At 64.3% G+C, this 14,156-nt stretch carries 18 protein-coding genes and 1 tRNA gene; 10 read left to right on the top strand and 9 right to left on the bottom strand.

What is annotated here, in order from left to right; translation table 11 throughout:
* The first annotated feature begins 214 nt into the window (after positions 1 to 214).
* The 3 genes from mnmA to AXW83_RS12030 all read left to right on the top strand — a co-directional run bounded on the left by mnmA (position 215) and on the right by AXW83_RS12030 (position 2,208).
* Positions 215 to 1,387, top strand: a complete 1,173-nt coding sequence (gene mnmA, locus AXW83_RS12020; protein WP_066613796.1) for a tRNA 2-thiouridine(34) synthase MnmA — start codon at positions 215 to 217, stop codon at positions 1,385 to 1,387.
* Positions 1,388 to 1,404: 17 nt separating this feature from the next.
* Positions 1,405 to 2,043, top strand: coding sequence for a class I SAM-dependent methyltransferase (locus tag AXW83_RS12025; RefSeq protein WP_066613798.1), 639 nt, complete (start codon positions 1,405 to 1,407; stop codon positions 2,041 to 2,043).
* Between the two features lie 88 nt (positions 2,044 to 2,131).
* A tRNA-Met gene (locus AXW83_RS12030) sits at positions 2,132 to 2,208 on the top strand.
* On the opposite strand, the gene AXW83_RS12035 is transcribed toward AXW83_RS12030, so the two are convergent.
* From AXW83_RS12035 to AXW83_RS12065, 7 genes are all read right to left on the bottom strand, one after another.
* Complete coding sequence (locus AXW83_RS12035; protein ID WP_082767490.1) at positions 2,165 to 3,787, bottom strand: recombinase family protein; 1,623 nt, start codon at positions 3,785 to 3,787, stop codon at positions 2,165 to 2,167. The genes AXW83_RS12030 and AXW83_RS12035 overlap by 44 nt on opposite strands.
* Before the next feature lie 126 nt (positions 3,788 to 3,913).
* On the bottom strand, positions 3,914 to 4,186 hold the full coding sequence (locus tag AXW83_RS12040; RefSeq protein ID WP_066613799.1) for a hypothetical protein: 273 nt from the start codon (positions 4,184 to 4,186) through the stop codon (positions 3,914 to 3,916).
* Positions 4,183 to 4,731, bottom strand: a complete 549-nt coding sequence (locus AXW83_RS12045) for a hypothetical protein (RefSeq protein WP_066613800.1) — start codon at positions 4,729 to 4,731, stop codon at positions 4,183 to 4,185. The genes AXW83_RS12040 and AXW83_RS12045 overlap by 4 nt, the downstream gene beginning before the upstream one ends.
* Positions 4,728 to 5,009, bottom strand: coding sequence for a hypothetical protein (locus AXW83_RS12050; RefSeq protein WP_156639975.1), 282 nt, complete (start codon positions 5,007 to 5,009; stop codon positions 4,728 to 4,730). Before AXW83_RS12050 ends, AXW83_RS12045 begins: the two co-directional genes overlap by 4 nt.
* A 58-nt stretch (positions 5,010 to 5,067) precedes the next feature.
* Positions 5,068 to 5,313, bottom strand: a complete 246-nt coding sequence (locus AXW83_RS12055; protein ID WP_066613802.1) for a hypothetical protein — start codon at positions 5,311 to 5,313, stop codon at positions 5,068 to 5,070.
* Positions 5,310 to 5,666: a hypothetical protein gene (locus AXW83_RS12060; RefSeq protein WP_066613803.1), complete on the bottom strand. Its 357-nt coding sequence runs from the start codon at positions 5,664 to 5,666 to the stop codon at positions 5,310 to 5,312. Before AXW83_RS12060 ends, AXW83_RS12055 begins: the two co-directional genes overlap by 4 nt.
* Before the next feature lie 76 nt (positions 5,667 to 5,742).
* Positions 5,743 to 6,465, bottom strand: coding sequence for a LexA family transcriptional regulator (locus tag AXW83_RS12065; protein WP_066613805.1), 723 nt, complete (start codon positions 6,463 to 6,465; stop codon positions 5,743 to 5,745).
* A gap of 93 nt (positions 6,466 to 6,558) precedes the next feature.
* Here AXW83_RS12065 and AXW83_RS26515 point away from each other — a divergent pair, with 93 nt between their 5' ends.
* The 4 genes from AXW83_RS26515 to AXW83_RS27045 all read left to right on the top strand — a co-directional run bounded on the left by AXW83_RS26515 (position 6,559) and on the right by AXW83_RS27045 (position 9,357).
* Positions 6,559 to 6,792 (top strand): transcriptional regulator, encoded by a 234-nt coding sequence (locus AXW83_RS26515; protein ID WP_236841945.1) that lies wholly within the window; start codon positions 6,559 to 6,561, stop codon positions 6,790 to 6,792.
* A 1,028-nt stretch (positions 6,793 to 7,820) separates the two neighbouring features.
* Entirely contained in the window at positions 7,821 to 8,057 is a 237-nt protein-coding gene (locus AXW83_RS12070) for a hypothetical protein (protein WP_066613808.1), read from the top strand.
* Between the two features lie 29 nt (positions 8,058 to 8,086).
* Complete coding sequence (locus AXW83_RS12075) at positions 8,087 to 8,410, top strand: hypothetical protein (protein ID WP_066613810.1); 324 nt, start codon at positions 8,087 to 8,089, stop codon at positions 8,408 to 8,410.
* Between the two features lie 332 nt (positions 8,411 to 8,742).
* Complete coding sequence (locus AXW83_RS27045) at positions 8,743 to 9,357, top strand: hypothetical protein (RefSeq protein ID WP_156639978.1); 615 nt, start codon at positions 8,743 to 8,745, stop codon at positions 9,355 to 9,357.
* A gap of 23 nt (positions 9,358 to 9,380) precedes the next feature.
* Here AXW83_RS27045 and AXW83_RS12085 read toward each other — a convergent pair whose 3' ends face one another.
* Both AXW83_RS12085 and AXW83_RS12090 read right to left on the bottom strand, forming a co-directional pair.
* Positions 9,381 to 9,635, bottom strand: a complete 255-nt coding sequence (locus AXW83_RS12085) for a hypothetical protein (RefSeq protein ID WP_066613814.1) — start codon at positions 9,633 to 9,635, stop codon at positions 9,381 to 9,383.
* A 15-nt stretch (positions 9,636 to 9,650) separates the two neighbouring features.
* Positions 9,651 to 9,929 carry a hypothetical protein gene (locus AXW83_RS12090; protein ID WP_066613817.1) on the bottom strand — a complete coding sequence of 93 codons (279 nt, stop codon included), beginning with the start codon at positions 9,927 to 9,929 and terminating at the stop codon, positions 9,651 to 9,653.
* Positions 9,930 to 10,622: 693 nt separating this feature from the next.
* Here AXW83_RS12090 and AXW83_RS12100 point away from each other — a divergent pair.
* The 3 genes from AXW83_RS12100 to AXW83_RS12110 all read left to right on the top strand — a co-directional run bounded on the left by AXW83_RS12100 (position 10,623) and on the right by AXW83_RS12110 (position 14,146).
* A complete protein-coding gene (locus tag AXW83_RS12100) occupies positions 10,623 to 11,606 on the top strand; it encodes a hypothetical protein (protein WP_066613821.1) in 984 nt (327 codons plus the stop codon).
* A 50-nt stretch (positions 11,607 to 11,656) separates the two neighbouring features.
* Positions 11,657 to 12,016, top strand: a complete 360-nt coding sequence (locus tag AXW83_RS12105) for a phage tail assembly protein (RefSeq protein ID WP_066613822.1) — start codon at positions 11,657 to 11,659, stop codon at positions 12,014 to 12,016.
* Between the two features lie 93 nt (positions 12,017 to 12,109).
* Entirely contained in the window at positions 12,110 to 14,146 is a 2,037-nt protein-coding gene (locus AXW83_RS12110) for a phage tail tape measure protein (protein ID WP_066613823.1), read from the top strand.
* Positions 14,147 to 14,156: the final 10 nt, after the last annotated feature.

Below are 14,156 nucleotides of genomic sequence, written 5' to 3' on the forward strand. Positions count from 1 at the left end.
ACGGTCAGCAAGTCCCGAGCCAGACCGATATGACCTGTTTTTCAGATACTTAGAAAAGAAATGCATTGGCTCCTCAGGCAAGAACCGCCCGGCGGCGGCTTCCAGCCGGCAGGATTTGCCGGGCGCCGGCTGGCAGTGGACCTCCAAAGCCGGTATAGAACCGCCAATCGCATCGGCGCTCCCCGGACCCATCACCAGACCCATGACAATTCCATTGAACTCGCTCGACATCGCCAAGCCGCCCGCGGCGACGCGCGTCGTCGCGGCGATGTCGGGCGGCGTCGATTCCTCCGTCGTGGCCGCGCTGCTGAAGCGCGAGGGCTATGACGTCGTCGGCGTCACGCTGCAGCTCTACGACCATGGCGCGGCTGTGCATCGCGCCGGAGCCTGCTGCGCCGGCCAGGACATCCACGATGCGCGCCGCGTCGCTGAGGCGATCGGCATCCCGCATTATGTTCTCGACTATGAAAGCCGCTTCCGCGACGCCGTGATCGAGCGCTTCGCCGAAAGCTATCTCGCCGGCGAGACACCGATCCCCTGCGTCGAATGCAACCGCACGGTCAAATTCCGCGACCTTCTCGGCCTCGCCCGCGAACTCGGCGCCGACGCGCTCGCGACCGGCCACTACGTCGTCAGCCGCGATCTCGGCGATGGCCATCGCGGCCTGTTCCGCGCCGCCGATTCCGCCCGCGACCAGAGCTACTTTCTCTACGCGACGACGCAGGAACAGCTCGACCTGTTGCGCTTTCCGCTGGGGGGCATCGACAAGGCGCAGACCCGCGCGCTCGCCGCCGAACTCGATCTCGCCATCGCCGACAAGCCCGACAGCCAGGACATCTGCTTCGTGCCCAATGGCCGCTATGCCGACGTGATCGAGCGGCTCAAGCCCGGCGCCTCGCGCCCCGGCGACATCGTCCATCTCGACGGCCGCGTGCTCGGCCGGCATGAGGGCGTGCTCCGCTACACCGTCGGCCAGCGCAAGGGCCTGGGCCTCAGCGCAGCCGAGCCGCTCTACGTCCTGCGCCTCGACGCCGACGCCGCCCGCGTCGTCGTCGGTCCGCGCGAGGCACTCGGCATCCGTGAGGTCAGGCTGCGCGACGTCAACTGGCTCGGCGACATATCGCTCGACGCTCTTCCCGCCGACGGCCTCGACGTCGCCGTCCGCGTCCGCTCGACGCGTGCGCCGCGCGAGGCCAGGCTGGTTCGTGACGCGGACGGCCTGAAGATCGTGCTCGCGGGCGAGGAAGAGGGCGTCTCGCCCGGCCAGGCCTGCGTGATCTACGACCATGCCGGACCGGATTCCCGTGTGCTCGGCGGTGGCACGATCCTGCGGCCTGCCCTGGCCGTGGCGGAGGCGAAGCCCGCCTTCGCGCTCGCCCATCCCTGATCGACCGAGCGAGCCACATGCCCGTCACCTATGATCTCGATGGCCAGAGGCGCGTCTACGCCGTCTGGGCGAAATTCTACGACCGGGTCTATCAGCGCATGTTGGCGCGCCCGCAGCGCGAGGCCGTCGCGGCAGCCTGCGCCTGCGGCACCGACATCCTCGAGATCGGGGTCGGCACCGGCCTGACGCTGCCTTATTTCACCCGCGAGACGCGCGTGCTGGGCGCCGATCTCTCGCTCGACATGCTCAAGGTCGCCAACCGCAAGGTCGCGACCCAGGGCCTCGACCATGTCCGGGGGCTGATGGTGATGGACGCCTGCCGGCTCGGCTTCGAGGCCGAGCGTTTTGACGCGGTGACCGCGCAATTCGTCATCACGCTGGTGCCCGACCCGGAACAGGCCCTGACCGAAATGGACAGGGTGCTGAAGCCCGGCGGCGAGATCGTCATTTCCAGCCGCCTCGTCGACGATGGTGGCCTGCTCGCGCCGTTCTGGGCGGCGCTGGCGCCGCTGGCCAAGGCCGTCGGCTGGAGCTCGGACTTCAAGGTCAGCCGTCTCACTGCCTGGGCTGAGCGTACCGGCCGTTACGAGACGGTCCATGTCGGCCGGGGTTATTTCAAGGTCGTCAGGCTGCGCAAGCGCGCATCCGCCACATGACGCCCGGCAAGGCTTGACGAGCCGCTGCCCCGCCGCCTATATCGCGCCCTCACATCGGAACGCCCTTCGTCGGCGGACCCGTTGGTGCGGCGGGGTAGCTCAGCTGGTTAGAGCAGCGGAATCATAATCCGCGTGTCGGGGGTTCGAGTCCCTCTCCCGCTACCATCCCAAAGCATACTGCGTTGGGGTAGGCCTCCTCGCCGAGCAGCGCGTTGAGGCGCCCGGCGATCTCGATCGAGATACCATCCGACCTGGACTTGTCCCGATAGACCGTCACCGAATCGACCAGGTCGCGCAGCGCGGTCGCGCCGTCACCGTCCCCGCGGTTGATCCCTTCGGACAAAGCTGAGCCGAGCCGGGCGACCTGCTGCTCATAGCGGGCCAGCACCTGGGGATGCAGTGCGATCGTCTTCGGCGGCTCGGCGATGGTTCCCAGCTCGGCACGCAGGGCGTCTCTTGCGGCGCCCGCAGCCTTCTGTTGAGCGCTGAGGTCAGCCTCGATTCCCACTTCGCGCAACAGCATGTCCATCGTTCGCCGAATGACGCGCTCTTGCTCCGCGATCTGGCGCGCGATCTTTGCCCTGGTCTTGGCCACGTCCCCAGCGAGCCGCTGGCGCTCGGCATGATAGGCGCGGACATACTCGGCCAGCACCTCGGGCGCACGGAGCTCGGCCTTCAATCCGGCCAGGACCGCCTGCTCGACAACGTCGAGATAGAACGTCTTCGGCTCCGGGCAGACGCCGCTCTCTGTCGCTGCTGAGCAGCGAATCCGGGTGCGGCCGGATTTGTCCCGACCGCAGCGAGACATGCCCGCACCGCAAGAGCCGCAGCGCAGTAGGCCGGACAGCAGGTGGCGCGGCGCCGGCTTGCGCTCGCCATGCTCGATCGAGCGCACGCCTTTCCGGGCCGCCACGGCATCGAATAGATCGCGGTCGATGATGGCCAGGTCCGGGCGCTCGACGGACTGCCATTCATCCGGCGCGTTCGGTCGGGAGACACGCCGCCCCGTTGCGGGGTCCTTGATCATCCGAACCTTGTTCCAGACGATCCGGCCGGCATAGAGCTCGTTCAGCAGGATGCCGCTGCCGCGCTGGCCGTTGCCGTTGATCGTTGAGGCGTTCCAGCGCCCCCCGCGCGGCGGTGATACGCCCTCGCGGTTCAATTCGTGGGCGATCGACCGCGGCGCCATGCCGCCGGCGTAGAGGCTCATGATGCGGCGGACGACATCGGCCTCGGCCGGGACGATCTCAAGCTCGCCAGGCTGGCCTGCAACTGGCCGATAGCCATAGGCCCGCCCGCCGGCCGAGCGCCCTGCCCTCACGACGCCCGCAAGCCCTCGGTGCGTCTTCCTGGCGCCATCCTCGCGCTGCATCTGGCCGACAAGCCCGAACAGGCCGATCATGGCCGTGTTCATCTCGCCGCTGTGGACGGCGCGGATCGTGATGCCGGCGAAGGTCAGGTTCTCGTGGATGCCGGCGAGATCCTTCATGGATCGGCTGAGGCGGTCGCTGTGCTCGACTAAGAGGACATCGAAGGACCTGGGCTGCTTCGTCGCCTGGGCAAGCAGCTGGATCAGCCCCTCGCGACCGAAGATCGATGCGCCCGATCGCGCGCTATCGCTGAAGGTGTCGACGACCGTCAGGCCCTCGCGTCCGGCGTAAGCGCGGCACAACGCGATCTGGTCATCGACCGACCGCTCATTCTGCAGGTCGGTTGAGAACCTGGCGTATATCGCCGCTCGCATGGTGCTGCTCCCGCAGGGCTAGATCGCGCGCATGGTCCTCTCGCGCCGCCTGTCGCGCAAGGGCCCGCACGATGCGGAGGACCGCTTCGTCGGGTTTCCTGTGCAGAATGGCGGCTGCGCGCATCATCAGCCGGCGGCCGGCCGACGGATCGCCACGACGTTGTCGGTCACCGCCTCCGCGACAACCATCAGCCCGTCGGGCCCAAAGCGCTCTGCGACACGCCAGATCGTCAGCCGCTGGCGAATGTCCGGCCCGAAGGATGCGACCATCGCCCGGCAACCGGCGAGCGATCGGATCGCGTCGGCCAGCGGGATCTCGCCGGAGGTCGCGAGCCGATAGACCGTCTCCGCGAAACAGGCCTCGGCTGCTGGGATGAAGAGTACGCGCACGCCCGTCACAAGCGTGCTCCAGTTGTCGACAACAGGAGAGTGACCTCCTCCATGCCGATCGCCGGCATCAGCTCATCGATAGGCGTCATTTTCGAAAGGAAGAGCTTCGCCGCATCGCTTTCGAGACCGCTAACCAGAACCTCGCTTTGAGCTTCCAGGCTGGTTCTCTCGATTTTGGTAGCCGCCTCCTTTTGGATCGCTTCGATCCGCGACTTTGCGACCTCACGAAGCTCAGCGCGCCGGCTCTTAACCGCGTTCTGTCCTCGCCCGTACCAGCCCACGGACAAGCCGGGCGCGAACTCCTTCGGAATGCCGAGCTCAGCGCATCGGGCGGCGATAATAGCGTGAGCGTCGGCGACGACCTTGTCGACCTCTGCCATGGCCTGCTTCCAGACCTCGTCGTCGTCGAAGCTGTAGATCGAGGCGCATTGCTTTTCGAACTCGGCGCGCATCGCTGCCGCCCGCTCGGCGGCGGCAGCCTTCAGCACGCGCTCGCGCTTTCGGATCAGCGCTGACAAGTCGCTCCGCTCCTGACGGGTCATTTTGTCCGTCATGCCGACACCGCCTTCCCGACAGTCCGGCCCCAAGCCATGTCGCTGGCCTCTTTCATCTGCACCGCAGCGGCCGCCTGATCGGGCGTCTGCCGATCAACCCGCGCCTTGAAGGCCAGCGCGAGGGCTTGATCCCGCGGATGATCCATGTGGCAGGCCTGGTGCCAGAATTCCCCCATGCTGGGCTCGAACCAGTTGGCCTCGTACCAGCCGTAGAGAAACCATCCGTCGTCGCCTTCGCAGGCCCTGTAGGTCGCGCCGCGGATATCGAGCTGCGCCATGATGGCGGCAGCCTTCTCACGCGTCATAGGCGGACGCGGTGCATCGTCGGGCATCGGTTCAACGTGCATGGCTGGCCTCCGCTTCCACGCGGCCGATCACGAGGTCATTGAACCAATGCTGGGACATGTTAATCAGCGGGCGGGCGCCGGTGCTCGCGTCGGCCTCGCGCTGAAAAATGAGGATCCAGTGGCCGTAGCAATCTTCGACGTCGCTCTCGGTGCAGTAGAACACCTCAGCGCCTGAACCGGTGTCCAACCGATAGCTGCCAGCACCGGAGTAGCCTTGGAAAGGGGACGCGTTCATGACGTCACCTCGTCGAGCTCAAGGTCTGCCAAATACTGACGCTGAAATTCCCCGATCACGTCCTGGACGTGGTTGAGCGCGTGATGCAGCGCCTCGGCCCGTTCGGGTGTGAGCGCATACAGATGCCAACCCGGCATCTGATCCTTGCGAAGGCCGGCGGCCTCGAACAGTGCTCGATCGTGCGTGCCGATGGTGACGCCGATCGCGACGTTCATCAGGGCAGAGGCACCGGCCAGAAGCGCAACCATGTGCTCCTGGCTGCGAAAGGCCTCAGCGAGCCGGCGATCGTCCGGCGACACAATGAGGGCGGCCGCAACGCCCTGCTGTCGATCTTCAAGATGCAGATATGCCATGTCTGTCTCTCCGCGTTGGGTGCGGGGACAATGCTGGCACTGCGACTTGAGTTTGTAAAGTGCTGCTTTATTTTTCCTAGCGTCGCCGCAGTTTGCGATGCTCTACCACAGTGCCGATTATCCGATCGTAATCAGCGTCGAGCTTCATCAGTTTCGGCTTGTGATTGAAGTCGTCGACTGCGTGTAGCTCGATCAAAGTCTTATCTTCAAGGTCGAGCTTGATGCCCCGCACCTGGCGAAGGAAGACACCCGTATTGCGATTTTTCAGATATTCCTCCATCTCCAGAGCGACAACATAGTCGCCCACTCGAATGGAGATGCCGGTGTCGATTACGACAAGATCACCAATTTTGAATAGGGGTTCGTTGTCGTCTTCAGTCACCTCAAACGCAAAGAGTCGACCGGATCCAGCATATCGGACGACAATAGTGTTATCATCGACAGCGTTAGGGTATGGATGCTGAACAGGCAGAAGATCAAGTTCGCCAAGATCCTGAAACGTCACTAAGCGAGCTAACCGCTCTGCGTAGCCATTTAATACATTCAGCTCGCTCGCCGCCATAAGGCCCGAAGAAGAGACCAATGAGGGCTTGCCGTCGGCGAGAAACTCCCAGTCGCTGTCTATCAGCTTAGCCAACGTTAAAAGACGATCCGGTTCAGCCCGGGTTCGCCCAGTCTCCCATTGCGAAACCGACTGAACGCTGACGTTCAGCGCGTCAGCTACATCCTGCTGAGTGAGGTTTTTCGATCTACGGGCCTGTCGAATGCGCTCGCCCATCGCGCGATATTGTCTGTCCATGCGCAATCATACATGCAGATAATTTAAGCCAACACCAACCGAGATGGTTGATTTTTGCTTGATTTTCTAAATCAGCGAGCCTTAAGTGGCCGAATGGGAAAGCGCATTTCACCCCTTGATCGAGCTGTAGCGATCGCCGGCAGCGCGAAAACTCTAGCGGGTTGGCTGGGCGTTACGCCCCAAGCTCTATCGCAATGGAAGCGTGTGCCGGGGGCACGCGTCATCGCTGTCGAGCGATGCACTGGCGTTTCGCGATGCGACTTGCGCCCGGACCTGTATCCACGCGACGAGCCTGCGCCGATCCGCACTGAGCAGTCGGCGGCCTGAACATGGGCGGCGGCCGCGCTCTTCCTGCCTCGTACGTCCGGCCCATGCTTCGCCGGCGTGAGGTCGAGCGCCTTATCATCTGGCGCAACAGCCAAAGCAAACACACATGCCCGAGGTCAGCTCTAACGGTCGCTGGCCATGCGATAGCGAGCCTTGAGGGTTTGCGCTTGGCCGGCCGGCCGAAGCACCCAGGCCTCGATTACCTGACAGCCAGCCAGTTCTTGGCGAACGTGTCGCTGACGATCAGTGAAACCGATGCGATGTCGATCATTTCTGACATCTCTCGCTCCCGCGAAGGCGAACGCCCATTCGTAATGACCGACGCCATCGCCGGCTCGCTGCTTCAGTTGCTGAGAGACGAGCGGACTGGGCTGGGGATCACGGCCATCGAAGCCGTAGACGAGCCCGCTGAGGCACGCCGAGAACGAAAGGCTACCGAGAAACGGGACCGCGATCGCGAGAGACAGCAAGCCCGCCGGCGCGAAGCCGGGATCACCGCGAAGCCTGTCATATCCATCGAGATGCAGCGGCCGTGGGAAGCTCTAGGGATGAGCCGCAGAACATGGTTCCGACGTCAGAAGTCCGACGGCTCAGAAGTTGGCACTGCCGCGTCGCCGGCTTCCTCACATTGCGGGGTTTTCGCAGCGATCGACCCCTCCGCCATTGAGACAGGTGTGTCCGCAGCAACATGCCTTGAGACTGATTTGTCCGCAGCATCTTGCAGTGGCACTGCCGCGTCGCAGACTTCCTCACGTGGCACTGCCGCGTCGCGGACATCTCTTATAGAACATCCGCGACGCGGCAGTGCCACGACACTCGCTCAGAGCAAATCGCCGAACGGTGTGGGCCCCGCTCAGAGGTCGAGCGTGCAGCGCACGGGACCGTCGAGTTGCCCCAGCCTCAGCGCTGGCGGCGCTTCGCGCCCTCAGAGGCTTTCCGGTGGTAAGCGGTCTCATTCTGGCGAGCATGATCCGGCCGCGTCAGCGGCGGCGCCGGAGGGGCCGGATGTCACCCGCGACGATGACGACATGGCTGTCCGTGAAGAGGTGATTGCCCAGCTGGCGGCCGGCGATCTGCGTCGCGGTCGCTTGCTCGCTGAGTTCGTCCCCGAAAAGGCCATGGCTCATCTCGTCGCCGCGGTCGCGGCCGCTGGCATCGACTCCAGCTCTGACGCGATCCTGACGATGGCGCGGATGGCTCGTGCGGCCGCCGCGCGAGAAGCCTCTGCCACCGAAGAACCCCTCAAACTGATGGTGAAGCCATGAAGCGCAGAAGCGTTGATCAGGGTCCGGACATGTTTGCCTGGGCGGACGCGCAGCCCGTGGCGTCGGACATCCCGGAGGCGCCTGCGAAGGTGCGTCGGGCGAAGCGCAAACCTGTTCCGGCGGAGCCTGCAGCAGCGTCGACACGCGAGCCGGCGCCAGTCGTCGATTTCCTCACCAAGCGGCCGACCTTGGCTCGCTGGATTCTGGGCGGGCGCCGCGATCTGATCGCGTTCGATCTCTGGTTCGCCCGCAAGGAAGGCGAGATCCCACCAGCACCGATCCTGCCCTTCGCCCCGCGCGGCCGGCCGCCTGATCCCGGTGGTGACGGCGCGCCTCTTTCGAGGGTCGGCTAATGGGGTGGCCGATTGTGACCAGCCCTCTCGTCCCCGGCTGGCACCGCATCACCATGCCGATCGGGACCGCCTGGCTATGGTGCCAGCCGTGGCAGGACGAAGGCGGACAGCCATGGATAGCCTGCTATCGCACGAAGGATGCAGCGAACTCGGGAGAGATCGCACGCGCCTCCATCCTGCTGAGAGCTGACGCATTCGAGCGGGCCGTCGTCGAGGCGATCGGGACTGCGCCAACCCGTGACCCAGCCGCTGACCGGGCGGACCCCGCCCTGCCCCCCCACCTCAGGGACCGTCTGCCCTGGCGCTGGCCGCCACGGACGCAAGCCCCCGCCATGTCTGTAGATGAAGGAATCGAAATGGTGTCCCCACCCCTAAAAAGCATCTCAGTTCGGGAGTTCGCTCGCCGTGCTGGTTGCGACAAAGTTGCCGTGCAGCGGAAGGTGAAAAGCGGGCACCTGCCTGTGTTTTCCGACGGGACGGTTGATCCCCGCCACGTCGACATGGACTGGAGGATCGGGGTGTCCCCGTTGCCGCCATTGGGGACAGTTCCTGGGGACACGGAGACCCTGGAAGAAGCCGCTGCCCGCATCGTCATCGCCGAGGGCGTACCGTGGTCGAAGCCTGAAGCTGAGCGGGTCAAAGAGAACTACGCCGCCAAGCTCCGGCAGCTCGACTACGATCGCGAGAGCGGCCTCGTCGCCGAGATCGAGGACGTGGCGATAGCAGTCGCGACGGAACTCTCCCTGGTCCGAAACAAGCTGCTGAATATCGGCTCCAAAGTGGCACCTCGGATCGCGGTCATGAGGTCCGCTGAAGAGATCAAGGCGATGATCGACGCCGAGGTCGTGTTGGCGTTGGAAGAACTGTCGCTCGATGCTCCTGGCGCCACCGATTTCGACACGCTCCGAGAGTCGTTGCGTCTCCGGTTTGGGGAGCCATCGCAGTGAGGTTCGCTAGGCCGTCGCCGGCCTTAAATTGCCGGCCGCGTCGCCTTCGCTGCAGCGATCAGGTGTTCGAGTTCCTCGCCATTGATGGCGAGCTCGCCGGTCGCAGCATGGACATGGACGTCCGGCATTGGCTCGTCAGTCGCGCGAGCGCCGAGATAGTGCAGGCATTCCCGCAATGTCGTGAAGCTCCGGGCGGGCGTGTCAGATACCCAAAACTGCGCGGTGCATTCGGTTGCGCCGTGTTCGCGCAGGGTGTCGAAAGCAGCATCAGTGGTCATGCGGAAGTCTCCAGCTCAGGCGAAGTTCAGCGCCGGCTTGACGCGCTTAGGCCGAGCCGCCTTGCCCGCTTTCAGGCTAACCACCGAAGAGCGACGCTCCCGCTTCAGCGGCGGTGGGACAACCTCGGCCCTCGCAGGCTTGATGCCACTCGGCTCCATGGGAACGACGGGAGCCGCTGTCGTAGCAGTCGTCAGGGTCGCGAGCCGGCGAGAAGCAACGCGCCCTACGGCAGCTTCAAACTCGCGGGTTTGCTCTTCGACGCGGGTGCTGAAGGCTTCGAACAGTCCGAACATCTGCGGATCTCCTATGCCGCGCCGGGGCGGCTTCGAAGTCGAGAACGCGCCATGCCTCGTTCCGGGTCCATGCCGACAATCAGCAGCTCCAGGGGAGATCGCGCATGAAGCGACATAGAGGCCCGCCTGCGCATTACCTTCCGAACCGCCGCCCCGGCCGGCCACCGGGGATCGTGCCACTGCTGCAGGATCGCGATCGCTTTGCAGTGGCGATCGTGGCCGCGCTGAAGTTCCTGCCGGGATGTCCGGATCCTCAGCGAACGCGAGCCCGGATCGTGAGCTTCCTGCTCGATCCAGATCCCAGAGCCCGTCTTGAGATCAGCCGCGTTATGGACGGGCCCGAGGTCAGCGGCCTGGACATCGCCATGTTCTGGGGTACGCAGACGACGTTCCCCCTGTCCCGCGTCAATGCGCTCAGTGCGAAGGTCTCGCTGATCTTCGATCGCCTGACGAACGGGGCATACTCGTCGTCCGAGAGGCTGTGGATGAGCGACAGCATGACGACGCTCGTCTTCATGATGACGTGCTCATCGGCCGAAGCGTGCGCGCCGGCGACGGAGCGGCTCATGTCCCTGGGCTGGGCAGACACCGTCAATCTGATCGATCGAAAAATCAGCGCGGGAATTATTTCATGCGCGAACTTCCCGGCCATGTCCGGCACGGTCTCCAGCACCAGCACTGCCGGAGCCCCAAATGTCGAAGCGCCCAAACCGTCTGATCGAGAGAGTGAAAACCGCCCTTGGCGGCGACAAGGTCACGTCGACAAAGCAGCGGCTGGAGGAGCAGCGCAGCCTGGTCGAACAGCGCCGCAGCGAGCGCGTGCAGGCCGATGAGGCCGTCACTGCGGCCCAGGCCGCCCGCCTCGCTAACATGGAAGCCGACGACGCAACGCTCGATGCGCTCGACGAGGCGATCAAAGCAGCCGAGGTCACAGTACTTCGCACGGCCGATCGCCTGGCTGTTGCCGAACGACGGCTCACGGAAGCCGAGGAACTCGCCAAGGCTGCGGCGGCAGATGCTGCCCATCTCGCGGTCGCAGAGCTGATCGAGAGTGAACGGGGGAACCTGATGTCCCGGTACACAGACGTCTGCCGCTCGATGCTCGATCTGCTCCAAGATATGGCCAAGGTCGATCAGAACCTCGCAGCCATCGCCAACGAGGGCGGCATCGAGGCGCCTCCTTCCATCGAATCGGCCGCACGGATCCGCGAGTGGGCCGCCAGGGAAGAGCTGATCTCCAGCAAGATCGTGACCCTCTGGACCGATCGCAACGGCAACATCGTTTCCCCCCAGCCTTCCAGCAATCAGATCAAGCGCGATGGCGCTGGGCATTACCTTGAGGCGCCGCCGGACGTGCTCAACATGGGCCGAGCCTGGAACAGCAACCACCAGATGGAGATCCGGGAGAAGCGCTTCCGCAAGGAGGTCGTCTTCGAGCGCGATGCGACGTCGACCTACATCGAGCCGTGGGTCACGAAGCTCGCGTTGCCTGGCCTCGGCGCCGGCCACTCGCCGATCTTGAACGCGAGCCCTCATCGTCTCAGCGTTGACGCGATCGAGCAAGCAGTCACCCGGCTGAACGAACAGCTCGCCGAACTCAACAGCAGAACCAGTCCTCGGAACCAGGTCGAGCGCATGACGCCGGTTTCCGACGCCGAGTCGGACGAAGCAGCCTGATCGGCGCTCGGCTGACGAGTGCCCTCCAATAACCGACCCAGGAGATCGACATGAAAAATACGAAGAGCGTCACCCTCAGTGCGCCGATCCTGTTCCACGACAAAAGCATCCGCGAACTGACCTTCGCCGAGCCGAAATGGAAGGACGTCGAAGAGCTCGGCCCGCCTGATCAGTTGATGCGCAGCGGCGATATGCTGAGCGTGACGACTTTCCCGGCCATCGTCAGCCAGTATGCGGAGCGGACGATCCAGCCGCTGGAGAACTTCCCGCTGCTGCTGATGCTGCCCCTCCAGGATGTGTTGCGGGTTCACGAGGCCATCGGCGATTTTTTTCGGGAGGCCCGCGCGGCGAACGCGGGCTCTACCGTCGGATCGCAGTCGAGCTCGTCGTCGAATGCGGCGTCGGCCTGAGCGACATCGCCGACATGACCATGAGCGAGCTCACGGGATGGAAGCTCGCCTTCCTGGAGCACTTCGAACGCAAGGCAGGAAGGAGACCATAGCATGGTCGATATGAGAGCCCGGGCGGTCATCAGCGCCGAAGACCGCACCCAGGGCGTCTTTGAAAAGATCGCCCGTCGGATGGGTCTGATCTCCAAGGCTGCGGCGCAGACGTCATACGCGACCGCTCGCATGGGCGCCCAGACAGCGCGTCGCATGGAAACGCAGAGCCGCTCACTGAGCCGTATGCAGAGCATCGGTGGCGGCATCGGTGGCCGGATCGGATATGGCGCGGGCGGAACGCTGGCCGCCGGCGCGGTCGTCATGAAGGCCGCCACCAGCGCCCTGTCACTTGAAAAGGCGATGTTCGGCGTCAGAAAGGCGACGGATGAAACTGGGGACGGGCTGAAGGCCTACGAGACCAAGGTGCTCGATCTCGCGCGCAGCTCGGGCAAAGCGAAAGAAGAAGTTGCCGGGATTTTGGCCGGCGCCGCCTTCGCCGGCCGCCCAAAGCAGGAGCTTATGCAGTTCACGGATTATGCCATCGCGGCCACTGGCGCATGGGGAACATCCGCTGCAGAAACTGGCCAGGCGCTCGCCGAACTCGGCAACATCTATCAGGCGAACCAAAAGCGCATCGAGGAAATTGGCGACGCCATCAACACCGTTGCCGACAGCAGCGCTTCGAAGGAGACCGATCTGCTCGACTTTCTCCGCCGCACCGGCGGCACCGGCAAGATGCTCGGAATCTCGGCAGAGAACATGCTCGCGCTGGGCGCGTCGCTGAAGGAAATCGGCGTCCAGAGCGAGGTCGCGGCGACTGGCGTCAACGCCCTCATGACCAAGATCAGCGTCCCCGACGATGGCTTTGACGACGGACTGAAAGCGGCCGGACTGGACGCCAAGAAATTCCGCAAGGCGGTCGAGAAAGACGCGACCGGCGCCATCCTCACGTTGCTGAAGGCTCTCGATAAGCTCCAGGGCACCAAGAAGATGGCCGTGCTGAAGGATCTCTTTGGCCTCGAATATGCCGATGACATCGGCCGCCTCACCGGCAGCGTTGGGCGCCTCAACGAACTACTGACCATCGCCGCGGACAAGAAGCGCGTGCTGGGCTCGGTGCGGGGTCAGGCCGCCATCCTGACGGAGCAGGACTTCAACCGGCTAGATCGGGCCAACCAAGCTATCGATGTGCTGATGGCCCGCATCGGCGGTGGCTTCAAGATCGCGGCCGGCGAAAGCGCGGCTTGGGTGAATCGGCTTGTCGATGATTTCGAGCGGGCCGGAACGGCAGCCGACAAGCTCCTCTCGGTCGTAAAAAACATCGACTCCGCGCTCGGCACCATCGTTCCCAAGAGCAAAGGCAACTCGGTCAAGGATGCCATCAAGGGGTTCGGCGACATCGTAGGTGGCAAGAACGAGGCGCCGGTCGATGCCGACGAATGGCGAGAGGTCAAATCGGAGATCGGCGCGCTCGAAAAGCAGATCGCAGATATCGAGAGCCGCGTGCATCCCTCGCGTCGCGGTGAATTCAATGCCGAGACCGACGCGCTCATGAAGCGCAAGGGCGCACTGCAAAACCGGATCCTCAACTTCGCCAAGGCGATCCCTATTCCGGATGCGCCGTCCTACCTCACGGGCCTCGATCCCTATCTGGTCGATCCCAGGCGCCCGGCCGACGCCCGTGATCGCATGGACGACAGGATCAGGCAGAGCCAGGTCAAGACAGTGAAGAACGCCAAGCTGCCGCCCGCTCGTCCGGCCGGGATCGGCGGCACCATCATGGCGCCGGTTCAGGGCCTTGATAGCGATAGCGCCACCGCCTCACTGAAGTCTGCCACCGAAGCACTCGACCGGGCCATCAACCGGGAGATGAAGGCGCCGTTCCCACCATCGCGCCCGGCCGACATCACGGCCAAGGTCGTCGATCCCGTGAAGGTCGACGTCACCGGCACGGTCGGTATGGACCCGAGCAGCAAGGCACTGATCGAGGTTCGTGTGAAAGCCGAGGGCGTCACCGTCACCGGCATGACAGCGTCAGACTCCGGTAACGTGCGGGCTTCCGTCGGCGCCAGCATGGGCCACCTGGTGAACCGATGAGCCAGCCCAG

Origin of the sequence: Bosea sp. PAMC 26642 (assembly GCF_001562255.1) — a bacterium.
Taxonomy (GTDB): Bacteria; Pseudomonadota; Alphaproteobacteria; order Rhizobiales; family Beijerinckiaceae; genus Allobosea.

Coding starts and splice junctions, on each gene's coding strand:
- AXW83_RS12105 (WP_066613822.1), top strand. CDS start 11,657: ATGAAAAATACGAAGAGCGTCACCCTCAGTGCGCCGATCCTGTTCCAC.
- AXW83_RS12050 (WP_156639975.1), bottom strand. CDS start 5,009: ATGGCGCAGCTCGATATCCGCGGCGCGACCTACAGGGCCTGCGAAGGC.
- AXW83_RS12035 (WP_082767490.1), bottom strand. CDS start 3,787: ATGCGAGCGGCGATATACGCCAGGTTCTCAACCGACCTGCAGAATGAG.
- AXW83_RS12075 (WP_066613810.1), top strand. CDS start 8,087: ATGTTTGCCTGGGCGGACGCGCAGCCCGTGGCGTCGGACATCCCGGAG.
- AXW83_RS12085 (WP_066613814.1), bottom strand. CDS start 9,635: ATGACCACTGATGCTGCTTTCGACACCCTGCGCGAACACGGCGCAACC.
- AXW83_RS26515 (WP_236841945.1), top strand. CDS start 6,559: ATGGGAAAGCGCATTTCACCCCTTGATCGAGCTGTAGCGATCGCCGGC.
- AXW83_RS12065 (WP_066613805.1), bottom strand. CDS start 6,465: ATGGACAGACAATATCGCGCGATGGGCGAGCGCATTCGACAGGCCCGT.
- AXW83_RS12110 (WP_066613823.1), top strand. CDS start 12,110: ATGGTCGATATGAGAGCCCGGGCGGTCATCAGCGCCGAAGACCGCACC.
- AXW83_RS12090 (WP_066613817.1), bottom strand. CDS start 9,929: ATGTTCGGACTGTTCGAAGCCTTCAGCACCCGCGTCGAAGAGCAAACC.
- AXW83_RS27045 (WP_156639978.1), top strand. CDS start 8,743: ATGTCTGTAGATGAAGGAATCGAAATGGTGTCCCCACCCCTAAAAAGC.
- AXW83_RS12025 (WP_066613798.1), top strand. CDS start 1,405: ATGCCCGTCACCTATGATCTCGATGGCCAGAGGCGCGTCTACGCCGTC.
- AXW83_RS12100 (WP_066613821.1), top strand. CDS start 10,623: ATGTCGAAGCGCCCAAACCGTCTGATCGAGAGAGTGAAAACCGCCCTT.
- AXW83_RS12045 (WP_066613800.1), bottom strand. CDS start 4,731: ATGACGGACAAAATGACCCGTCAGGAGCGGAGCGACTTGTCAGCGCTG.
- AXW83_RS12070 (WP_066613808.1), top strand. CDS start 7,821: ATGGCTGTCCGTGAAGAGGTGATTGCCCAGCTGGCGGCCGGCGATCTG.
- AXW83_RS12060 (WP_066613803.1), bottom strand. CDS start 5,666: ATGGCATATCTGCATCTTGAAGATCGACAGCAGGGCGTTGCGGCCGCC.
- AXW83_RS12055 (WP_066613802.1), bottom strand. CDS start 5,313: ATGAACGCGTCCCCTTTCCAAGGCTACTCCGGTGCTGGCAGCTATCGG.